Source organism: Parageobacillus sp. G301 (assembly GCF_030268025.1).
Taxonomy (GTDB): Bacteria; Bacillota; Bacilli; order Bacillales; family Anoxybacillaceae; genus Parageobacillus_B; species Parageobacillus_B toebii.
In genome coordinates, this window is the sequence record NZ_BSDB01000001.1 from 985853 (window position 1) to 1007663 (window position 21811).

General features: G+C 41.7%; 19 protein-coding genes. 3 read left to right on the plus strand and 16 right to left on the minus strand.

The window, feature by feature from the left end; genetic code table 11:
• Positions 1-8: 8 nt before the first annotated feature.
• The 6 genes from QSJ37_RS05010 to QSJ37_RS05035 form a co-directional block, all read right to left on the minus strand.
• Complete coding sequence (locus QSJ37_RS05010) at positions 9-1568, minus strand: fatty acid--CoA ligase (protein WP_285754187.1); 1560 nt, start codon at positions 1566-1568, stop codon at positions 9-11.
• Between the two features lie 197 nt (positions 1569-1765).
• Positions 1766-2698 carry a stage V sporulation protein K gene (gene spoVK, locus QSJ37_RS05015; protein ID WP_285754188.1) on the minus strand — a complete coding sequence of 311 codons (933 nt, stop codon included), beginning with the start codon at positions 2696-2698 and terminating at the stop codon, positions 1766-1768.
• A gap of 279 nt (positions 2699-2977) precedes the next feature.
• Positions 2978-3202, minus strand: a complete 225-nt coding sequence (gene hfq / locus QSJ37_RS05020; protein WP_062753294.1) for an RNA chaperone Hfq — start codon at positions 3200-3202, stop codon at positions 2978-2980.
• Positions 3203-3236: 34 nt separating this feature from the next.
• The gene (miaA, locus tag QSJ37_RS05025; RefSeq protein ID WP_285754758.1) at positions 3237-4184 is read right to left on the minus strand and encodes a tRNA (adenosine(37)-N6)-dimethylallyltransferase MiaA; all 948 of its coding nucleotides are present in this window, start codon (positions 4182-4184) and stop codon (positions 3237-3239) included.
• A 152-nt stretch (positions 4185-4336) separates the two neighbouring features.
• Positions 4337-6028, minus strand: a complete 1692-nt coding sequence (locus QSJ37_RS05030; protein ID WP_285754759.1) for a methyl-accepting chemotaxis protein — start codon at positions 6026-6028, stop codon at positions 4337-4339.
• Between the two features lie 98 nt (positions 6029-6126).
• Positions 6127-7479, minus strand: a complete 1353-nt coding sequence (locus QSJ37_RS05035; protein ID WP_285754189.1) for an MDR family MFS transporter — start codon at positions 7477-7479, stop codon at positions 6127-6129.
• A 226-nt stretch (positions 7480-7705) separates the two neighbouring features.
• On the opposite strand from QSJ37_RS05035, the gene QSJ37_RS05040 reads away from it, so the two are divergent.
• Positions 7706-9217, plus strand: a complete 1512-nt coding sequence (locus QSJ37_RS05040) for a glycine betaine uptake BCCT transporter (protein WP_285754190.1) — start codon at positions 7706-7708, stop codon at positions 9215-9217.
• A gap of 53 nt (positions 9218-9270) precedes the next feature.
• Here QSJ37_RS05040 and QSJ37_RS05045 read toward each other — a convergent pair whose 3' ends face one another.
• Genes QSJ37_RS05045 through QSJ37_RS05060 form a run of 4 tightly spaced genes read right to left on the minus strand, consistent with a single transcriptional unit; the run spans position 9271 to position 12905 of the window.
• Complete coding sequence (locus QSJ37_RS05045) at positions 9271-10806, minus strand: MDR family MFS transporter (RefSeq protein ID WP_285754191.1); 1536 nt, start codon at positions 10804-10806, stop codon at positions 9271-9273.
• A gap of 15 nt (positions 10807-10821) precedes the next feature.
• Positions 10822-11553, minus strand: a complete 732-nt coding sequence (locus tag QSJ37_RS05050) for a polymer-forming cytoskeletal protein (RefSeq protein ID WP_285754192.1) — start codon at positions 11551-11553, stop codon at positions 10822-10824.
• Between the two features lie 13 nt (positions 11554-11566).
• The gene (locus QSJ37_RS05055; protein ID WP_285754193.1) at positions 11567-12271 is read right to left on the minus strand and encodes a polymer-forming cytoskeletal protein; all 705 of its coding nucleotides are present in this window, start codon (positions 12269-12271) and stop codon (positions 11567-11569) included.
• 4 nt (positions 12272-12275) lie between these two features.
• Positions 12276-12905 carry a YhbD family protein gene (locus QSJ37_RS05060; protein WP_285754194.1) on the minus strand — a complete coding sequence of 210 codons (630 nt, stop codon included), beginning with the start codon at positions 12903-12905 and terminating at the stop codon, positions 12276-12278.
• Positions 12906-13220: 315 nt separating this feature from the next.
• Between QSJ37_RS05060 and QSJ37_RS05065 the strand changes: the two genes are divergently transcribed.
• The gene (locus QSJ37_RS05065) at positions 13221-13676 is read left to right on the plus strand and encodes an HIT family protein (RefSeq protein WP_285754195.1); all 456 of its coding nucleotides are present in this window, start codon (positions 13221-13223) and stop codon (positions 13674-13676) included.
• Between the two features lie 173 nt (positions 13677-13849).
• On the opposite strand, the gene QSJ37_RS05070 is transcribed toward QSJ37_RS05065, so the two are convergent.
• Both QSJ37_RS05070 and QSJ37_RS05075 read right to left on the minus strand, forming a co-directional pair.
• On the minus strand, positions 13850-14857 hold the full coding sequence (locus tag QSJ37_RS05070; RefSeq protein WP_285754196.1) for a C40 family peptidase: 1008 nt from the start codon (positions 14855-14857) through the stop codon (positions 13850-13852).
• A 303-nt stretch (positions 14858-15160) separates the two neighbouring features.
• Positions 15161-16984, minus strand: a complete 1824-nt coding sequence (locus tag QSJ37_RS05075) for an APC family permease (protein WP_285754197.1) — start codon at positions 16982-16984, stop codon at positions 15161-15163.
• Positions 16985-17263: 279 nt separating this feature from the next.
• On the opposite strand from QSJ37_RS05075, the gene QSJ37_RS05080 reads away from it, so the two are divergent.
• On the plus strand, positions 17264-18619 hold the full coding sequence (locus tag QSJ37_RS05080; RefSeq protein WP_285754198.1) for an arsenic transporter: 1356 nt from the start codon (positions 17264-17266) through the stop codon (positions 18617-18619).
• 331 nt (positions 18620-18950) lie between these two features.
• On the opposite strand, the gene QSJ37_RS05085 is transcribed toward QSJ37_RS05080, so the two are convergent.
• The 4 genes from QSJ37_RS05085 to QSJ37_RS05100 all read right to left on the minus strand — a co-directional run bounded on the left by QSJ37_RS05085 (position 18951) and on the right by QSJ37_RS05100 (position 21688).
• Positions 18951-19325, minus strand: a complete 375-nt coding sequence (locus QSJ37_RS05085) for an ArsR/SmtB family transcription factor (protein WP_285754199.1) — start codon at positions 19323-19325, stop codon at positions 18951-18953.
• The gene (locus QSJ37_RS05090) at positions 19325-19759 is read right to left on the minus strand and encodes an SRPBCC family protein (RefSeq protein WP_285754200.1); all 435 of its coding nucleotides are present in this window, start codon (positions 19757-19759) and stop codon (positions 19325-19327) included. Before QSJ37_RS05090 ends, QSJ37_RS05085 begins: the two co-directional genes overlap by 1 nt.
• A gap of 757 nt (positions 19760-20516) precedes the next feature.
• Positions 20517-20831, minus strand: coding sequence for a hypothetical protein (locus QSJ37_RS05095; RefSeq protein WP_062753305.1), 315 nt, complete (start codon positions 20829-20831; stop codon positions 20517-20519).
• Positions 20832-21205: 374 nt separating this feature from the next.
• On the minus strand, positions 21206-21688 hold the full coding sequence (locus QSJ37_RS05100; RefSeq protein WP_285754201.1) for a C40 family peptidase: 483 nt from the start codon (positions 21686-21688) through the stop codon (positions 21206-21208).
• Between the last annotated feature and the right edge of the window lie 123 nt (positions 21689-21811).

Here is a 21811-nt window from a genome sequence, read left to right on the forward strand (position 1 = left end):
CCTCGCTTTCAGCTTTTGGCAGCGTTTTTCATTTGCTCGCGAAGCAAAAACTTTTGGATTTTCCCGCTTGCGTTTCGCGGCAAGGCATCGACAAAATAATATGCGCGCGGCCGTTTGTAAGGGGCAAGACGATCGCTATTTTTGCAAAATTGCTCCAAGTCCTCCTCCGTTACATTCGGATCTTTCTTCACAACAAACGCAACGACTTTTTCTCCCCATATTTCATCCGGCTCGCCGACAACAGCGACATCGAGCACGCCAGGATGTTCGTGTAACACATCTTCGACTTCACGCGGGTAAACGTTTTCCCCGCCGCTGATAACCATGTCATCGACGCGGTCCGCGACATACAAATATCCCTCTTCATCCATATAGCCTAAATCTCCGGAATGATACCAGCCTTTATACATCGCCTTTGCGGTCGCTTCCTCCCGATTGTAATAGCCGACCATCATACACGGTCCTCTCATAATAATTTCGCCGACTTCTCCCGGCGGAAGCACGTCATCCGGGTCGGATGGGCCATCTTCCCGCGGCTTGACGATACGAACTTCATGATTTAGGCAGGCGCGCCCGGCAGAACCGGCTTTTGTCAACTGTTCATCTTCCAGCAAAAACGTCACCGCCGGCCCCATTTCCGTCATGCCGTACGCTTGAATAAGGTCAATGCCTAACCGTTCTTTACATTCTTTGACAAGAACAGGAGCCATTGGGGCGGCGCCGTACAATCCGAGGCGAAGCGATGATAAATCGTAATCGTTAAGATTCTCTTGCAAAAGCATATTCCACATCGTCGGTGCGGCGAACAACAACGTAATTTTTTCTTGTTCAATCGTTTTTAATACCAGCTTCGGATCAAAATGATGAAGAATGATATTCGCGGCACCCGCGTGAACGCGCGGCAAAAAGCAGCAATGCAACTCCGCACAATGAAACATTGGGGCGCTGACAAGCCCGCGGTCCGCATCGCGAATGCGCATGACCGCATTGCAAATCATGCTTTGTTCAATCATATCACGATGGCGGTGCAGCACTCCTTTTGGTCTGCCGGTTGTTCCGCTCGTATACATCATCGCGTAAATGTCACTTTCGAACACTTCAATCGATGGAGCTGTTGTTTGCGCATTGCTGACCAGAGCGTGGTAGTTGGCGGCATAAGATGGCGTATCATCGTCGATGTACCAAAACAAAATGTGCGGGAACTCATGATGAATGCTTGCAATTTGCGGTTCGACCGCTTTTTCAAACAACACGACTTTCGGTGTCGCATCTTCTAAAATGTAAGCGATTTCTTTTGATTTCAAACGAAAATTAACCGGATTGAAAATCGCGCCAATTTTTGCGCAAGCAAAAAATGCCGTGCCAAGTTCCAATGTGTTGAACAAAACGGTCGATACACGATCGCCTTTTTGAACACCAGCTTCTAAAAGCGCGTTCGCAAGGCGATGCACTTCTTTTTCCCACTGTTCGTACGTATAGCGTCGTCCCTTCGCCATATCGACAACCGCTTCTTTTTTCGGAAATTTCCGCACCGTCTGGGCAAACACTTCTCCAATCGTCATGTACAAGCGCCATACCCCCTTTATCGTTCTAAAGTATCTTTATTATCTTACTGGATTAATAGAAAGAATATACATAATGGAATAAATATACTAACTATTCTGAAAATTAATAATCCACTTTCTTTACTTATTTTATTCTACATATTATAAAAAACTCCTTCATTTTGCATAAAAAAAGAAAGGGGAGATACTCCCCTTCTTGCTTACGAACCAACTATAAGATCCCGATCGCGGATCAACATTAGTTCCTTTTTATCATATCGCCCTTCACGCAACAGGCGCACTGCCTGTTTGCGAATTGCTTTTTCAATCAAGTTGCGCACGTAGCGCCCGTTGCTAAATTTTCCGCGATGTTTATCCTCCAACACTTCTTCGATATGATAATATAGTTTTCGTTCCGCTTCCGGTGTAAATTCGTATTCCCGTTCACGCAACATCTGTTTTGCGATTTTCACTAGTTCGTCGACCGTATAATCAGGGAATTCGATGGTCAATGGAAAGCGGGAAGGCAAACCTGGATTTAATGATAAAAAATAGTCCATCTCTTTCGGATACCCCGCTAAAATGACCACTAAATCATCACAATAATCTTCCATTCCCTTTACAAGAGTGTCGATTGCCTCTTTTCCGAAGTCTTTTTCTCCGCCGCGGGCAAGCGAGTACGCTTCATCGATAAACAAAATGCCGCCGCGCGCCTTTTTAATTAAATCTCTCGTCTTGTTTGCTGTATGTCCGATATATTCTCCGACTAAATCGGCCCGTTCTGCCTCAATAAAATGCCCTTTTGAAAGAACGTTCATTTCAAAAAACAGTTTTCCCAATAAACGTGCTACCGTCGTTTTTCCTGTGCCGGGATTTCCTTTAAAAATCATATGAAGTGCTTGTTTATTCGATTTTAACCCATTTTCTTTGCGAACTTTGTTAATATATAGCCACGCATAAATTTCTTTAATGATTTTTTTTACATGATCAAGGCCGATAAGTTGATCAAGTTCTTTTTGAATATCCTTTAATATGTGATGTTCTTCATAATTAATAAAATCATTCCGATCTTCTTTGACTAGATGATTAATATTTTTCGAATTGAGCACAATATTAATTTGACCTTTTGCCTTGTTCATTGTTAATTCAGACAATGGAGCGTCACCTCACCTCACCATTTTCATGGCTACCTTTTTTGTCGCCTCGTTCTTTATCAGTATACGTTCATCATCACCAATTCGTGACAATCGCCCAAATGAAAGAAACCAAACGACAACATCTACTAACGATTGTCTATTTTTGCGATTTCCGAAGAAATAAAAGTTTGTATATTTTATTCAGCACGGTCGATTTTTACGCGTAAAAAAGTGCCCGTCTAAAAAGGCGGGCACTTCGCTGTTCGCGTTGTTGTCCAAAAATTTTAGACACGCCGATTATTCTGTTTCAAACTGAACGTTTTTTTCCGGCGCGAACGTAGAAATCGCATGCTTATAAATAAGCTGCTGCTTTCCTTGGACTTCCAACAAAACGGTAAAATTGTCAAACCCTTTGATGTAACCCTTTAGCTGATAGCCATTTAGCAAAAATACGGTGACTTGTGTTCCATCTTTGCGCAACTGATTTAAAAACTGGTCTTGAATGTTAATGGAATTTTTCATGAGACGTCCTCCTCTTTTTCTCTCTACCTAATTTTTATATATTCGCTTCTAATTGAAGCTTTCCTGCTATGTACTGAAAAATTTCCTCCGCTTTCTCATCAAACTTTGCTGCATCAGTCATATCGAACCATTGAACAGGCATTTGATTGCGAAACCATGTCAGCTGACGTTTCGCATAGCGGCGTGAATTTTGTTTTAGCCGCTCAATCGCTTCTTCTAAGGAAACTCGCCCATCAAAATAGTCATACAGCTCTTTATAACCAATCGCTTGGACGGATTGGCAATCGCGAATGCCACGGTCGTATAATGCTTTCGCTTCTTCCAGAAGCCCTTCGGCAATCATTTGATCTACCCGTTCATTAATACGACGATATAACTGCTCGCGTTTCATCGTTAGCCCAATAATTGCCACATCATAAAGAAGTTTTTTCGTTTGCCCGCGCTGCCATTCCGTCATCGTCTTGCCTGTGCAATGATATATTTCTAATGCGCGGATGACGCGGCGAATGTTGCGCGGATGAATTCGCGCTGCGCTTTCCGGATCAATAGCACTAAGCATCTCATAAAGAACCATTTCTCCTTTGTCCTCGGCGATCTGTCGCAAACGACGACGATACGCTTCATCGGAAGGGGCGTCCGAAAAACGGTAATCATAAATGACGGATTGAATGTAAAGCCCTGTACCACCAACAATCATCGGCAGACGCCCACGCCCGGAAATTTCGTGAATAAGCGAGCGGGCAATTTGTTGAAATTCGACGACGGAAAACGATTCCCACGGTTCTTTAATGTCAAGCAAATGATGCGGAATCCCTTCCATTTCCTCCGGTTTAATTTTTGCTGTTCCGATATCCATTCCTTTATAAATTTGCATCGAATCCCCGCTGATGATTTCCCCATTTAACCGCTTGGCTAAAGCGATGCTTAGTTTTGTTTTTCCTACAGCGGTCGGTCCAATGATGACGACAAGCTTCTCTCCCATTTGCAATTCCACTACTTTCTTCCATCAGTAATATGTACATTTATTTATTATATCCAAATGGACAAAAGATTTACATATAGAAAAAAATTTAATGTGTTAGTCGGTCCGGTAAAACGTTTCAAAAATAAAACGAACGTCGTTATGGACGTTCGTTACATGTTGAATCGTTTTAAAAGTGATTTTACGTCTTCCGCCATTTTCGATAAGGAAGCGGCAGAAGCAGAAATTTCCTCCATGGAAGCGAGTTGTTCTTCTGTTGCGGCGGATACTTCTTGGGTTCCAGACGCGGCAGATTCAGCAATTTGCGTCACTAGCTGCATCGATTGCACTACTTGTTCCGCAGCGGCTGACATTTGTTGAACAGAAGCGGAAACGTCTTGAATGTGTGCCGCGACTTCGTGGACAGCTGTTTGAATTTGTTGAAATGCTTCACCAGAAGTGCGGATGGCTCCAGTACCAGTTTCTACTTCTTTCAGTACTGTCTCCATCGAGCGAACCGCCTCATTTGTTTCCTCTTGAATCGTCGCAATTAATGAAGCAATTTGTTGCGCCGACTGTGCGGATTGTTCCGCCAATTTCCGAACTTCATCAGCCACCACAGCAAATCCTCGTCCATGTTCGCCCGCCCGTGCCGCTTCAATTGCCGCATTCAACGCCAAAAGGTTCGTCTGCTCGGCAATTCCACTGATCACTTCGATAATTTTTCCGATTTGTTCGGATCGGTTTCCTAATCCTTTCACAATCCCGGCAAGGCGTTCAACGGTGTCATTTACTGTATTCATTTGCGCAACAGCTGTTTGAATCGTTTTTCCGCCTTCCGATGCTTTTTCCGACGTTTGCATCGCAATTTTCGACACGTTTTGGGCACGCTCGGAAATTTGCTGAATTCCTTCAGACATTTGATCGATCGTTTCCGATGTTTCTTCTACGCTCTGCACTTGCTTTTCCACACCTGCAGCAACATTTTGAATCGTTAATGCAATTTGTTCTGTCGCCTTGCTCGTCTGTTCCGCACTTGCCGTCAATTGTTCGGAAGACGCCGCAACTTGTTCGGCATTCATCGCTACTTGCTCTAATACATCACGTAAATTTTTCGTCATTTGGTTAAAAGATGCCGCCAGTTCCCCGATTTCATCGCGGTTGCGAATTATAACTTTCTCCCCAGTCAAATCACCATCGGCGATTCGTTTTGCCGCTTTAGAAAGGGTGAGGAGCGGACGAGAAAGATTGCGGCTCATGTAAATGGTAAGGAGGTTGCCAATAGCGAGCGCAATGACTCCGATAATAATCATCCATACTTTAATAGATGCCACTTTTGACGTTGCATCCTTGTCAGCCTGATTCATATCTTTTTGCTGGATTTCCACTAGTTGTCGTGCCGCTTCATCAAATTGTGTAGTAATATCCCTTCCTGTTGTTGTAATTAACTGTGTATAAGCCTCCACATTATTTTCCCGTTTTAATTGAAACGTTTTTTGCCCTAGTTCGTAAAACTGTTGTTCCAGCTCATTCAATCGTGCTAGCAACTCTTTTGTTTCCGTCTTTGTCAACATTTTTTCCAGTTCATCGCTTAGTTTTTCATATTCATCGTGCGCTTTCGTAAAATTTGTCAATGACGTTTGATCGCCGGTAAGCAGATAACCGCGCATGCTCCCTTGCTCACGCCGGATCAGAACTTCTAGCTGTTTAACATTGATAAGATCTGAAACTTTATCATTTAAAAGACGCGTATAACTAGCATTAATAGTAGAAATCTGATAATAAGCTATACCAACGAGCGCGATTAACAGCATATATACGGCGGCAAATACTGCATACAATTTTTTTCGGACTGTCATCTTCATCATCTGATCCCCCCGTTTATTCACATCTAACAACCCATCTACAAAAAAAGAAGGAAATGACCCTCCCTTCTTTATTATCGGTATATCATGTTAAATATTTAGGCCATTTCCCCGGAACGAAGCAAATTATTTTTTTTCTGTTCCGACTCATCACGAATGAAAAACGATGTGAATAAAGCCACAATGCTGCCGATAAATCCAAATAAAAACAGATGATGGATGCCAGTCATAAAATCAGCCGCTTTCGTTAAAAAGGCGCCCATAATCGTTACACCAATGGCTGTGCCGATGTTGCGGCAAAACATGAAGAACGAAGTCGCAATTCCCTTTTCATGTGCATCAGCAAGCTGCTGCGAGCCGATGACACCGACGGTAGATGTTAATCCAAACGACAGCCCTTGAATGAACATGACAAAAAAGACATACAAAAATCCGTGGTTTTCATTTAAAAGTGCAAGCAACAGTCCAGAAAGCACAAGAAGAACGTTTCCGATAATCAATAAAATGCGATACCCATAGCGCAAAATCCATTTTCCCGCCGGCACCGCCGCAATCATCCAACCAATCGACATGCCTAAAAGGGCGACACCGCTCACAAACACCGATTGATGGGCGATATTTTGCAAAAATAGCGGAATGTAGCTAGACGTGCCAAATAAAGCGACACAGCTGACAAATCCGTTCATGTTCATCCATTTTAACGTTTTATGCTGCACGAGCGTCAATGGAACAAGCGGAGACGTTTGCTTTTTTTCATATAAGTAAAAAATAACTAATAACACAGCGCCAATGCCGCCATACATCCAATGGTTGCTTTCGACTACCGTCGTCAATAGAAAAAGGCTGATCGCGGTCGCAAATAATACCGCTCCAATATAGTCAATCACCGCCCGTTTTGGTTCGTACACTTCTTTATATGGCAATAGTGTGAGCAAGGAAAGCAAGCAAAGCGGGATATTCACATAAAAAATCCAGCGCCATGATGCGTATTCGACAAACAAGGTTCCTAACATTGGCGCGAGAACTGCGGAAATCCCCCACATTGCCGTAAAAAACGCTTGAATTTTTCCGCGCTTTTCAATTGGAAATAAATCCCCGGCAATGATGGCAGGAAAAGGCATCATAAAACCGGCGCCAATCCCTTGCAGCGCGCGGAATACAACAAGCTGGACCATATTTTGCGACATCCCGCAAAGAAGAGAACCGATTAGAAATAAAATAATGCCGAAGCTAAATACTTTCTTTCTCCCAAATATGTCGGAAAGTCTCCCGGCGATTGGAGAAAGAACGGTCGTCGTGATCATGTAGGAAGCAAACGACCACGCGTAAAGAGAAAATCCTCCAAGTTCTTTGGCAATAATCGGCATCGTCGTATTCATGATTGTTGTATCCATCGATGCCACGAGCATCGCGAGCACAATGCTTACCATTACGGATATTCTGTTATTCACTATTGTCTATCCTCCTTTTTATCTGCCATGAATATTTTATTTTACATGACATAACCGTTTCCCTACAAAAAAAATGCTTGTCTCCTGTTAATAAAAGCAAATCCATTGCCATTTCTGTATTTTTTCGTTACCATAGAAATGGAAAACTTTTTTCTTTCCCTCTCCGGTACCCGAAAACGCTAACACGATCCTCATCGGCATATACTAATACTAAAGGAGGAATTGAATGAAAAAAACAACAAGCGTGTTTTATTTTTCAATAGCGATTGCTATTTTATTTATTTTTTGGGGAGTGATTCCTGCCAATAAACTGCCCGATTATAACTTAGGTGCTGTTAGTACAGCAATGCATTCCTTTTTAATTGATAAATTCGGCTGGTTTTATTTATTGGCAGCAACGATATTTCTTGCCTTTGGTTTGTTCTTAATTTTCTCTAAATACGGAAATATTCGTCTTGGCGGAGACAATGAAAAGCCAGAGTATAGCAACATCACATGGTTTGCGATGTTGTTTAGTGCCGGTATGGGAATCGGGTTAGTGTTTTGGGGGGTGGCTGAACCAGTTTCCCACTATTATGCGCCACCTGCCGGAGGAGGGGAAACGCCGGAAGCAGCCCGCATGGCGATGCGATATGCCTTTTTTCATTGGGGGCTTCATCCGTGGGCGATTTATTGTGTAATTGCTCTAGCGCTTGCGTATTTCCAATTCCGCAAAAAAGAACCTGGGATTATTAGCCGTGTATTGCGGCCAATATTTGGCGATAAAATAAATGGCGCTGTCGGCGTCGCGATTGATACGCTCTCTGTATACGCAACGATCTTTGGTGTTGCAACTTCGTTAGGGCTTGGAGCAATTCAAATTGGCGGAGGATTATCACATTTATTTCCATCCATACCAAACAACTTTACAACTCAATTGTTGATCATTATCGTTGTTACGTTTTTATTTATGCTTTCCGCTCAAACAGGATTGAATAAAGGAATTAAAATATTGAGTGACATAAACATCATTCTTGCCGTCCTGTTGATGTTTTTTTTGCTTTTTGTTGGCCCGACGAATTTTATTATGGATGTGTTTACAACTACGATTGGTTCCTATTTGCAAAACTTGCCGTCCATGAGTTTCTGGCTGTCGCCGTTTGAACAAAGCGACTGGCCCAAATCGTGGACAATATTTTATTGGGCATGGTGGATCGCGTGGGCGCCGTTTGTTGGAACGTTCATCGCCCGCATCTCAAAAGGTCGTACCATACGTGAATTTATGATCGGTGTGTTAGCCGTTCCGACCGTATTTAGTGCCTTATGGTTTTCTGTCTTTGGCGGTTCGGCGTTATATCTAGAACGGTTTCAACATATCAGCATCATCGATGTCATTAACGAAAAAGGGATGGAAACAGCACTGTTTTTCACACTGCAGCAATTCCCATTTGGCACTATTTTGTCGGGATTAGCTATTTTATTAATTTGTACATTTTTCGTCACATCAGCCGATTCCGCTACGTTCGTTCTCGGTATGCAAACAACAAAAGGAATGTTGAATCCGCCAAATTCGGTAAAATTTATTTGGGGAATCGTTCAATCAGCAGCAGCTGCTATCTTGCTTTGGACAGGCGGCTTAGAAGCACTGCAAACCGCCTCAATCATCGCTGCGTTTCCGTTTGCGATCATTATGATTTTGATCGTCATCTCATTAATTCATTCGTTTCAAAAAGAATCGATTGCCAAAAAAAGAGTATAAATAAAAAGCGGATGCCGTGTATTGCCGGCATTCGCTTTTTCATTACGCGAAATTTATTCCTTCCCGACCAGCACCTTGCCGCTTTGGGCGACATGCATCGATGCAAGCCGATCGTTTGTCATGAAAAAGACAAACAGAAGCGTCAGTGCAGCTGGAATTAAACTCCATAAGAACGTATGCGCGATGGAAGAAGCTAACTCGGCCGTTATTTTTTCGAGTATAGGCGCCGGAATGTGCGCGCGTGCTTCCGGCGAAAGAATCGCACGAGGGTCATGAACGCTCATGGCCGGAGCCCTGTTTGCCATTCCGTGAAACGCCTCTTTTAATCGATCCGTAAACAAATTGCGTTGAATGATGCCGAAGATCGTAATGCCGATCGTCATGCCGAGCGACCGTAAAAACGAGTTCGTCGAACTTGCCGCTCCTCTTTCTGTTTCTGAGAAATGGTGGATAGCCGCCATTCCTAACACGGAAAATGAGGCTCCAACTCCTAATCCTACGATAATCATATAACAAGTTACAGTGAAGCGGGACGTGTCCTCCGTAATCGTGCTAAGCAAAAACATGCCAATCACAAACACCGACATGAAAAGAATCATGACGTTCCGATAGCTCGTTTTTCCCGCTAAAAACCCGCCTAATTGCGCAGAGACGGTAGTCGCCAACATCATCGGAAGCAAAATTAATCCGGAGTTCGTCGCCGAGCCGCCCGTTACCCCTTGAATAAAAATCGGAATGTAAACGGTGGCAACGATAAAGGTTGCTCCCGAGAAAAAGCCAATGAGGTTGCTTGCGGCATATAAACGCTTACGGAACATATGATACGACACAATCGGTTCTTGCGCTTTTGTCTCGACATAAAGAAACAACAAAAATAGCACGGCAAAAGCAGAAAATAAACTAATGATCACCGAAGAGTCCCATTCGTATTGATTGCCGCCGAGTTCAAGCGCAAACATCAAGCATACAATCGCCGGAACGAGCGTGATCACGCCAAGCCAGTCGATTTTTTGCTTCGCATGCTTTGGCGACTCCCGGTAAAAGAAAGCGATAAGCAAGAAAGCAACAATGCCGAGCGGAATGTTAATATAAAACACCCAACGCCACGTCAAGTAGTCAGTAATATACGCTCCCAAGAGCGGACCGAAAATGCTCGACAGCCCAAACACCGCTCCGAAAAGACCGCCCATTTTCCCACGCTGCTGTGGCGGAAAAATGTCAAACATAATCGTAAACGCAATCGGCACTAAGGCGCCGCCGCCAATCCCTTGAATCGCCCGAAAAACGCTGAGCTGCACAATATTTTGTGCGATTCCGCACAGCATCGAGCCAACTAGAAAGACGACCAATCCGAAGATAAAAAACCGTTTCCGTCCGTACATGTCGGAAAGTTTCCCGAAAATCGGCATCCCTGCCATTTCCGTCACCATATACGCGGACGTCACCCAAACAAACTTATCAAGTCCTCCTAAATCCGCGATAATCGTCGCCATCGCCGTCGCAACGATCGTATTGTCCATCGACGCGACAAAAATGCCAATGAGCAGCCCGAGCACTGCCCATTTTATGCTTGTTTCGTTCCCCGCCATCTTTCTCTTCCTCTCTTATGATCGTTTTCTTTTTTCTTTCACGGTCGCTTTTTCGTCTTGCTGAAAGCTTGTGTGATATTCCACAAGATCAATGTTACAGCCTGGGCCAATGATGATGCGGTCGCCTCTGACAATTTTGGCGTCGGTATGCTCTAAATAAATATCATCCCCTTCAATCATTTCCGCTTTTAACTTTGCCGAATCGGGAGCAAATCGTTTTAAAAAGTGAAGCATATTCAACGCTTTACTCCGTTTGACTTGAATCGTTTTCCCGCCAATTTCGGCGATGCGGCTATCCGCAAAATGGAGATACAATTCGACCTGCTCGGCGTTTAGGGTGCTGCCAATCTCCACCGCGCCTTTGACAGAAAAAACGTCCGCCTCACAATCGCGGGACACTTTCATTTCTCCGTAACCGTGAATCGTTCCCCCTGTTACATCGCCATCCACATGGGCGGCGCCGCGGAGATGAAAATCGGATGCCATAGCATTTCCGCGCAGATTTATTTCCCCAAATAGCTTGATCGTTTCACCTTGAACATTTCCCCGTATGTTCGCTTGGCCAAAAATCTTGAACAACTTCGTCTTGATGTTGCCACTCACATCGGCATTGCCAAACACCTTGCAGCGATCACACCATAAATCACCGTTAATCGTTGCGTCCCCGCGAATCGTCACTTTATGAAACGTTCCTCCCGAAGTAAGAGCAGATCCGTTTATGGTTAAATGGCGCACATTATTTCCCACATTTCCTCCTCCTTCACACTTTTTTATAAGCACCGACTTTCGCTCCCGGATCGCACTGAAACTCATCTTGATACTCCACGACTTCAATGTCGCATCCAGGCCCGATCGTCACTCGATTGCCTCTGACTGCTTTCGCGCTCGTATGCTCTAAATAAATTTCATCTCCTTCAATGCTTTCAGCGGTCAAGCCAACAGGAAAGATCAGTTTCTTCAGCCATGTCCTTCCCGGCTGCTTGACTTCGATGCGCTCCCCGCCGATTTCTTTTGCTTGGCAATGTCCGAAAAGCTTTATTTGAATGGTCCCCGCATTTAATAAGCCGCCGATGAAAAACTCCCCTCTCGCTTGAAATTGTTCCGCATCACAGTCTCCTTTAATGACTGCTTCTCCATGAATATGCACTTCGTCTGCCGATAAATTCCCGTCTACATTTGCGCTCCCATGACAATCAAATTGTCTGCATTGTACACCCGCGCCGATTTGTGCCCTTCCATGAATTTTTGCATGTTCCGTTTTTAATGATCCCGTAATGCGGGCTTTCCCGGATATATGCGCCGCCTTTGCTTCTACGTTCCCTTCCATTTTTGCCGTACCATGAATCGCCATATCGTTGCAGTCGATATCTCCATGCACCTTACCGGTTCCAGAAATTTTAACCAAATTGTATAGACCACCCGAAGCACTTCCAGCGCCAGAGATAACTAAATCCTTCCTTTCCATCTGTTTATCCCTCCGATATCATCAGTTTTAATTGCTCTACGCAAGTAGGCACATGAAGGCGAACAATGATTTTCGCCCTTTCTTCGACATAGACGTCATTTCCGCTTGCTACTAATAGACATATGGCTACTCCCATTTTCCGCAGGAAAAGCAATTCACAACTTCGTCCTTGAAGCGCGGAATAATGTTTCTCAAATACGTCGAATACACTTTTTCCTTCTTCCAAACTAATTTCTCCGGTTTGCAGCAATTGATCAAGAATATAAAGCTGCAGCAGTTCAGTAAAGGAAAAAGTGTGCTGTTCTCCTTTTTGTTCCATATACAATTGCAGCGCCATTTCCGAAACAATGTTACGTTTTATAATTTCGTCTCTATGGAGAGTAATCGCAGCAGGGTTCGGCGAAAACATATTTGCTAGTTCATCGAGCGACAGATCATCTTTCATCTGTTTAATTTTTTCGATTCTCGCTAGTATTTTTTCTTTTGGAAAAAACGTTTCTTGACCCGTGAATGTCGATTTGCGAATAAACCATTCTTCGGGAATTAATTTTTTCCGTTTCCACCGATAAAGCTGGCCATAAGAGATTCCTGTCCGCTCGAGCAATTCTTTTTTCGAGATTAATTCCTCCATCACACGCACCTCCTTGCAATATAATGTAACATAACAATGTTACGTTGTAAATCAAAAATTCGATTTGCCTTTTGATCATGATGTTTTTGACGCTACCAACAGGAGTTAGCTTGTTTGACTTTTTCCAAATGACGATTGCCGCAAAATACTAGCAAATAAAATCGCTCACTGGGATTCAAAGACAAGCAGAAAATGGCTGGTCAGGTAGCTTTGAATATTTTCTTAAAGTTAAAGCAAGAATCCTTATTGTGCTTACTGGCAGGATATTGCAATAAGAAAATCGAAAAATGATAAATGCAGGAAATGGGAGGGAGTAAAATGGAAGCGTGCATTTTCTGCCAGATTGTATCTAAAAAATCAGAGGCTTATATCATTTATGAAAACGACTGGGTGTGTTGTTTTTTAGACAAATTCCCAATCAATAAAGGGCATGTTTTAGTTGTCCCCAAAAAACATTACCAAGAATTTAGCGAAGTCGATGAAAAAAGTTTGATTGAAGTTATTCTTGCAGCTCAGAAAGCAGCTATAGCAATTGGGGCTTTACTCGAAACTGACGGAATAACCATTATGCAAAACAATGGTATTTTTAAAGATGTAGAACATTACCATATGCATGTTATACCTCGATATAAAGATGATGGTTTCTCATGGGTCGAGCCCAAAATTACTGTCAATAAAGATGATTTTGCAGATTTGAAAACAAGTTTGCAGGACTATCTTAAGCATAAAGTTTATTTCACCAGCGGACAGGGGGAGCGCAAGAAAACCGACTAAGATGTCGGCCTTTTTTATCTGTTTACTTGCCGCATTCGTGATTGAGATAACATCACATTCGTGTGAGAACTTTATGGAACGAACGAGGGCGCTTGTTGAATAAGACTGACAAAAAAGAGGCTGACTCAAAAGTCGCTGAATCGACTTTTTGAAGTCAGCCTCTTTTTCATAGATTAATTGATTACACGTACTGCTTTCACAAATCGTTCTTGCCAATAAGAAGAATTAATCGATGTATAAGAAACGCCTTTAGAAGTTGAAGCATTTAACATTTGGCCGTTACCCGCATAAATTCCAACGTGATTGATCGCTCCATCGAAGTCTGTATCAAAGAAGACTAAATCTCCTTTTTGAAGCTGATTGAAAGAAACCGCCGTGCCTGCTTGTGATTGTGCTGTCGAAGTGCGTGGCAAAGAAATTCCAGCTTCACCAAACACCCGCATAGTAAAAGATGAGCAATCAAATGCATCTGTGCGAGATGGGCTGGCACCATATAAATATTTAGCGCCTAAATATTTTTCACCAATTTGAATGACTCGATCAGCCAAAGAAGAATTCACAGCTTTTGTGCTATTGGAAGGAGTGGTAGACATCGAACCCGGGGAAGTTTTTTGATTGGAAGATTGAGCAGGAGCTTTTTCTCCAGTAACTTTAATAGATTGTCCCGCTCGAATAAAATTAGGATCCGTAATTTCCGGGTTTAAAGCGAGCAATGAACTAACTGTTGTATGAAACATTTTAGCGATGCCAGAAAGAGTATCTCTTTCTTTAACGATGTAATAACCGCTAGCACCTGATTCCTTAGTAGAAGGAACTGAAGCTGATCCTGACAAACGAATAGTTTGGCCTGCCTTAATAAAATTTGGATTAGAAATTTCGGGATTCATCTTTAATAACGCAGCAACAGTCGTATTAAATTGCTTTGCAATTTTACTTAAGGTGTCGCCAGCCTTCACTACATATGTATCTTCTTTTTCGTTAACTTTTAATATTTGGCCAGGGAAAATAAAATCAGAAGTTAAATGATTCATTTGTTTTAATGTTTCTACAGTAGTATTGTATTTTTTCGATATTCCCCAAAGCGTATCGCCTTTTTGGACGGTATAATTACTAGCGAAAGCAGTTTGGCCTGCTAATAAAGAACTTATGATTGTACCTGTAAGAATAAATGATTTTTTCATTTTGTGCTCCCCCACAGATGTATTTTTGGTATTCGTTTCTATTGACGTCAATCATTATATTTAAAAAAAGTTGCTAATCTATAACAAAAAGAATAAGAAGTGGTTACAAATCTATTACAGTTACATTACAGGTTAAAAATATCATTTTGTTTTCAGTATCTTTTTCCTAGTAATTATTATTTTTGGATTAAATAGAAGTTTTATCATTTTAACCAAGAATACTTCCGTCTCTGAACGAAGCCATTAATAAAAACGGGGATGATCATTCAGTAATCATCCCCGCTTACAATCGAATATGAACTTCTACTTATGAAGTCGATAAGGAACGGTTGAGACAATCACATTTTTCTTATATAGAAGGTACAATCTCAACAAAACGCTGGATTGGTTATGCAAAAAGTTATGCCATCCCTTTTTCGGTATAAATTGAGGAATCAGAACCGTTACTGTATAGTTTCTTTTCTCCGCCTTGCTTTCAATCATATCTACTAGCTTGGAAATTGGTGCTATAAGATCGCGATAATAAGAAATTAGTGTAACAAGGCGAACATCCGGCCTCCATTTCTTCCATTTCTCTTCCATTCGAAGCATGCTTTCCCGGTCAAATGCCACGTATACAGCCAATACATAATCTCCAATGGCTTGGGCGTAATTTAAGGATTGCTCCACTACCTTTGTGATTCCCGCAACAGGTACAATGACGACATTTCCTTCTATTTTATCCGGAATCTCATTTGGATTGACCCTCAGCTGTTCTGCCACAGCATCATAGTGCTTATGGATTTGATGAAAAACAAATACGATTATCGGAAGAAATACAAGCACAGACCATACTTGAGTAAATTTTGTAATAAAGAAAATGCACAGTACAGTTAGTGTAATAATCGCTCCCAGCAAGTTTGTAAGCAGCTTCGGTATCCACCCCGCTGGTTTTTCGCGCACCCATTTTACAATCATTCCTGTTTGTGACAAAGTGAAAGGAATGAATACACCAACCGCATACAAAGGAATTAACTGTTCCGTTTGCCCTTTAAAAGCTATAATCAGCAAAATAGAAGCAAGACCAAGCGTGATGATTCCATTTGAATATCCTAAGCGGTCACCGCGGATAAGATACATTCTTGGCATGTATTTATCGGATGCCAGATTATATGCCAGCAGAGGAAAGGCAGAAAACCCCGTATTTGCAGCCAAGACTAAGATAAGGGCAGTTGTGCCTTGGATAAAGTAATACATAAAGCCTCTTCCAAACACCTCGGAAGCGAGCTGGGAAACAACGGTCTCTTCTGCTTTTGGAGCAATTCCATACCAGTATGCTAAAAAAGTGACTCCTACAAATAGAAAAGCGAGAATGAACCCCATCATCACTAACGTTTTAGCAGCGTTTTTTGCCGCCGGTTCCTTGAAATTTGGAACGGCGTTGGAGATCGCTTCTACCCCTGTCAACGCAGAGCAACCAGATGCAAACGCCCGAAGCAACAAGAATAATGTAATTCCAGGCACCGCAGTACCGATAGGTGTATGCAAGGTAGACGGTACTTCTCCATTTACGATACGAAAAATCCCAACAATAATGAGAATTACGAGCGCCAACACAAACAAATAAACGGGATATGCCAAAACAGTAGCGGATTCGGTTACGCCTCTCAGATTAAGAATTGTGATAAACACAACCATTGTGATAGCAATTCCTACTGTGTATTGATGCAAAACTGGAAACGCGGATGTAATGGCATCCGTTCCCGCGGACACACTTACTGCCACGGTTAGAATATAGTCGACCAATAAAGAACCTCCGGCAATGAGCCCCGGATTTATGCCTAAGTTCGTTTTGGAAACGACGTAAGCCCCTCCTCCATGCGGATAAGAGTAAATGATTTGGCGATACGATAAAATAAGCGCCACCAATAGAATAAGAACTCCAATCGCAATAGGAATGGAATACCAAAATGCAATCGCTCCAATCGTTGCGAGAACAAGCAAAATCTGTTCCGTACCGTACGCAACCGAAGATAGAGCATCAGAAGATAAGACAGCCAATGCTTTTAATTTGTTTAACTTTTGCTCTCCCAGTTCGGTTGATTTCAACGGTCTGCCAATTAAAAATCGTTTTAACGACGAAAACATATATGCACCACCAGTATGTAGAATTTCCATAAGAATATTATCATTTTTCTCAGAAAATGAATAGCCTTGGCTTCATTATTTTCGATCATCTATAGTTCTATGCATTCATCTATAGTCATTAATCTCTACCGTACATTTTTACTAGAGAGACAAGAGTACATATTAGCGAAATTAGGTCTATCATCCAAGTCCTTTCTGATAGGGATGAATATAAATGTGGTAAATCCGATTGATAGGGTCAAATAGCTCAGACCCTTAAAAAAACAAGGAGGAAGAATCATGAGTTTCGAAATTCCAATGACAATTTTCGTGTTCATCATGACGATGCTCGTCATCTTTTGGAGGCCAAGAGGCTTAAACGAAGCATGGCCGGCGTCGATTGGCGCGGGGATTATTCTACTAACAGGCATTGTATCCCGCAGTGATATTTTGGATATTATCCATAAAATCGCTGGCGCCTCGATTACCATTATCGCAACGATTGTCATGGCCGTCATCTTGGAAAGTTTCGGTTTTTTCCACTGGGCAGCCGCGCGGCTTGCCAGTTTGGCCAAGGGTTCGGGCTATCGTCTATATTGGTACATTCAACTTCTATGTTTTTTGATGACCCTTTTATTCAATAACGATGGCAGCATCTTGATTACGACCCCGATTTTAATTTTACTCCTAAAAAACCTCCGGCTAAAACCGCGTGAGCAGATCCCGTATCTCTTAAGCGGAGCGTTGATCGCAACAGCTTCCAGCGCGCCGATTGGGGTAAGCAATATCGTTAATCTAATCGCATTGAATATTGTGGATATGACGCTTTATATGCACACGGCCATGATGTTTGTGCCGGCAACGTTAGGGTTGTTGTTTATGTCTTGTCTGATGTACGTAGTGGTAAAGAATAAATTGCCAAAAACATTGCCAAATTTCTCCGATGATATAGAGGGAATCTTTTTTACTAAACATTTTCATCCATTGAAGAACACCATTTCCGTGGAAACGAAACGCAAACGCACCCAATTTATGTTGAAGGTCTTGCTGTTTGTCTTTGTGGTTCGCTGCCTGCTCTTTGTCGCTTCTTATTTCTCTATTCCCATTGAAATCGTTGCGGTGCTTGGATCATTCATCCTGCTTGTATGGAGATGGTATCATTTGCGCACCAATTCCGTTGACATCTTGAAAAAGACTCCTTGGCACATTCTTATTTTTGCCTTCTCTATGTATGTCATTATTTACGGGCTCCATAATGCGGGGCTGACAGCGATGCTGGTGAAAATATGCGAACCGATTGTAAACCAGGGATTGTTCTACGCGAGCTTTATCATGGGGGGATTAGTGTCCGTTCTATCCAACTTCTTTAATAATCATCCCGCTTTAATGATCGGAACCATCACCTTGACGGAAATGGGATTGGATCCTATTACATTAAAAACGATCTATCTCGCCAATATTATTGGCAGTGACATGGGATCGTTGTTATTGCCTATTGGGACGCTTGCCTCCCTCATTTGGATGCATATCCTAAAACAAAATAAGATAAAAGTAACATGGAAAGATTATTTAAGCGTCTCGTTGATTGTCATACCATTCACAACCGTTGTCACATTGTTTTTACTATTCTATTGGGTGCAAATGGTTTTTGCCTAATGAAAACTCCATTTAGTATTCATCATGACTGTGTAAAAACGATGATGACGACAGCTGGTAATTATCCCTCTTGTGTGAAGGCCATACAGCTTTACACAGGAGGGATATTTTGATGGCAAGAAAAAAGTTTGATGTGTAAATGTATTATCCTCCCCTTTTTTAGCAATAGCCTTGTTACATTTCAGTGTTGGTTCCAAACCAATGAAAAAAGACCGAAATAAATCGGTCTCTTTTATCCGTCTTGCTCAACTATCGCTATCCGTTAGTGAAATTAAGATTTTCCTAATCATTTCTACAAAATGGTTAGCACCAACCGTTTTTCGTTTTCTTATCATGAATCCTTAGATTCTTTATTGGATTCAGGGATGATAAGGTTTAGATTGCCTATTTCTTCGTTTTCTACAAAATGTTGAAGCATTGAAATCTTATTGTCCCAAAATTTCTCGAAAAAGGAAAGCCAGTCTTTTAGTTCGAGCAGCGCCTCCGGCTGAAGCTTGTACAGCTTCTCCCTTCCCACTTTCTCCACACTTACAAGTTTCGATTCCGATAGAATGCGTAAATGTTTAGAAACAGCTGTACGACTTATAGGAAAGTGCTTGCTTATCACAGTGACAGGCAATTTCTTATCAGCGAGAAGTCTAAGTATTTTACGCCGAGTAGGATCAGCGATGGCTTGAAAAATATCATGTTTTTGCGCAGCCGACATTAAGCCTCAACTACCTTGCGAAGTTTCTCTTTAACGAGAGACTCCCAACCATTGTCCATTCGATCTCTTATTACTGAATGTGTTTCTCCCGGCCCTGGAATAATTTCGTCTGGGTCTCCCCAGCCGGAATGAATGAGTATAAATTCCGTTTTTCCATCTAGTTCCTTTAATTCAATAGAAACACGCCAACCGAATGTATCCCACGAAAAGGAAAGTCGATTCGGCGGGTCGAGTTCAAGAACTTTGCAAGGCGATGGCCCAAAAGGTGACTGCAAAATGAATTCATGCCCAACCTTCGGCTCAAAATTATTTGGCATAAACCATGCAGCGATGCCTTCTGAAGTTGCTACTGCTTCCCACACTTTCTGAATCGGTGCATTAAATACGGCAGTTTTTCGGATTTCTGGAACTTTGCCTTGATGATTTACTTGCATATAATATACCCCCATGTTAAATTAATAAGAAACCTTTTGGTTTCCTATTTTAATATAAGAAACCTTTTGGTTGCATGTCAATCTTTTTTCAACTGTTCTGCCTGTTACTTGAACAAGAAATTGAGCAATATCTTCGAAAGATCCTCCAATAAAAAAAGAAACCTCGAAAGGCATGAAACCAATCAAGGTTAATTATAATTACAAATCCATAATGCCAGACATTCATCTGGTCTATCTTTCCAATCAACTTTAGAAGCATCTTTAAATTCACATCCCCTGAGTCGCACTTTTAGATGTTTTGTTTTAAGTTCTTTCTTATGCTTGTCCGCTCGATGCCAACTTTACCCCAGCAACTATCCTCTGAATCCGCACCTAACAATATCCCCCGCATAAATCTCTGTTCTCGTCTTTTAAACCTGTATACATCCTAAAAATTACTTAAATCAGCAAGTTCAGATAAACTGGAAGGCTCTTCCCAGTAAATATTCGGATCATTTTCGTCCTGCATATATTGATGAATTCTAAATATTCTCTTGGGGAAGAGCCTTTAGCAATTTCTTGAAACTTAATTTTTCTCATCCTGTTCCCTCCTCGGAAACAAAACGGTCGTTTTGTTTCCTTATCCATATCAACTGACTAATTTACAATGATTTTTATCTACCCATCCATATGGCCAACGAGCTTGCACCTGTGTAGTTCTTCCAACAAATTTTTATCGTGGCTTTCGCTTTGAATGACAAATTTGTGCCTAATGAAATCAACCTACTTTGCCGCTTTTTTGCCCTTTCAACTGTTCGAGCAACTGTTTACACCATTCAAAATCTTTGGTCGCCAGCGCCAAATCCATCAATGTATCAAAATCCTCTTTCGTCATCGGTGACTTACTTTTGGCCGGGATTAATTCCCCTATCGAGCAACTTTTTCGCCTTTTTAATCGTTTCCCTTTGCGGTCTTGTATAAATTCGACAACACAATAAGAATCAACAACTCGATCAACATAACCCAATGCACCCTCTAATTGATATTCATCCCCTGCATAATAAACCCAATCGCCGATTTTTAATTTTTCCATACTTATCACCCTTAATTAACAAAAAATTGCTATTGTGTTTGCTCTTGTATATATTTGCCAACAGCATTTGATAAAACACGAAATGACTGAATAATATCCAGTGATGGATCACTTGCTTCTCCATTTTTTATCCATACAAATATTTTTTCCTTTTCAAGTTTGCCATAATACTCTTCACTAAGTTTGGACTTATTCTTTTTTAGCCAGTTTATTCAGAAAACTCCATTTCGTTCGCTTCTTTATAAAACTCCATGCTTTATCCTAAAAATAAAAGCGCCACCCCGATCGGAGTGACGCCCTGCTTCAAACAAAATATCCACTAAAAGTCTGCCGCTTTTCTGCCAATTAACAAGAAGCTTTATATAGCCTTTTATTTACTTAATGACTCGCTTAGCACCTATATATCGGTCTTTCCAATATTTATCACTCATTTTAACAACTTTTACACCTTTTGATGTTGCACCAATAAACGTACCGTTTCCATAATAAATTCCCACAAAGGATACTTTTCCTTTTGCCCCTGTTGCATAAAACACTAAATCGCCTTGTTGCAACTCATTTTGTTTAACAAATTTGCCGATTTTATACTGTTCGGCACTCGTTCGCGGAATAGACATTTTTGTTGCTGCATTTTTATACACATACTGAGTAAAACCACTCGCATCAAATCCTTTTGGTGTTGTACCCCCATATTTATAAGGGCTTCCTACATAATCCTTTGCTACTGCCGCGACTTCCTCCCCATAGTTAATCGTTGCTGATGCATTGGAAACCGTACCAAAGATAAATGCCGCCGCTAAAGATAAAATTGATAAAACTGTCAATAACCATTTTGAAACCGATAAACTTATGCTCATCTCTGCCCCCCTTAGATTAGAAAATGAACTTCAATTTCAAATATATGGAGATTAATCATTTTGATTCCTTAAGGTAAAAAAATTTTTGAGGCTATGCAGAAGGAATGCTCCTAACAAAATCAT

Coding starts and splice junctions, on each gene's coding strand:
- hfq (WP_062753294.1), bottom strand. CDS start 3,202: ATGAAAAATTCCATTAACATTCAAGACCAGTTTTTAAATCAGTTGCGC.
- miaA (WP_285754758.1), bottom strand. CDS start 4,184: ATGGGAGAGAAGCTTGTCGTCATCATTGGACCGACCGCTGTAGGAAAA.
- QSJ37_RS05030 (WP_285754759.1), bottom strand. CDS start 6,028: ATGAAGATGACAGTCCGAAAAAAATTGTATGCAGTATTTGCCGCCGTA.
- QSJ37_RS05040 (WP_285754190.1), top strand. CDS start 7,706: ATGAAAAAAACAACAAGCGTGTTTTATTTTTCAATAGCGATTGCTATT.
- QSJ37_RS05045 (WP_285754191.1), bottom strand. CDS start 10,806: ATGGCGGGGAACGAAACAAGCATAAAATGGGCAGTGCTCGGGCTGCTC.
- QSJ37_RS05055 (WP_285754193.1), bottom strand. CDS start 12,271: ATGGAAAGGAAGGATTTAGTTATCTCTGGCGCTGGAAGTGCTTCGGGT.
- QSJ37_RS05065 (WP_285754195.1), top strand. CDS start 13,221: ATGGAAGCGTGCATTTTCTGCCAGATTGTATCTAAAAAATCAGAGGCT.
- QSJ37_RS05070 (WP_285754196.1), bottom strand. CDS start 14,857: ATGAAAAAATCATTTATTCTTACAGGTACAATCATAAGTTCTTTATTA.
- QSJ37_RS05075 (WP_285754197.1), bottom strand. CDS start 16,984: ATGTTTTCGTCGTTAAAACGATTTTTAATTGGCAGACCGTTGAAATCA.
- QSJ37_RS05080 (WP_285754198.1), top strand. CDS start 17,264: ATGAGTTTCGAAATTCCAATGACAATTTTCGTGTTCATCATGACGATG.
- QSJ37_RS05085 (WP_285754199.1), bottom strand. CDS start 19,325: ATGTCGGCTGCGCAAAAACATGATATTTTTCAAGCCATCGCTGATCCT.
- QSJ37_RS05090 (WP_285754200.1), bottom strand. CDS start 19,759: ATGCAAGTAAATCATCAAGGCAAAGTTCCAGAAATCCGAAAAACTGCC.
- QSJ37_RS05095 (WP_062753305.1), bottom strand. CDS start 20,831: ATGGAAAAATTAAAAATCGGCGATTGGGTTTATTATGCAGGGGATGAA.
- QSJ37_RS05100 (WP_285754201.1), bottom strand. CDS start 21,688: ATGAGCATAAGTTTATCGGTTTCAAAATGGTTATTGACAGTTTTATCA.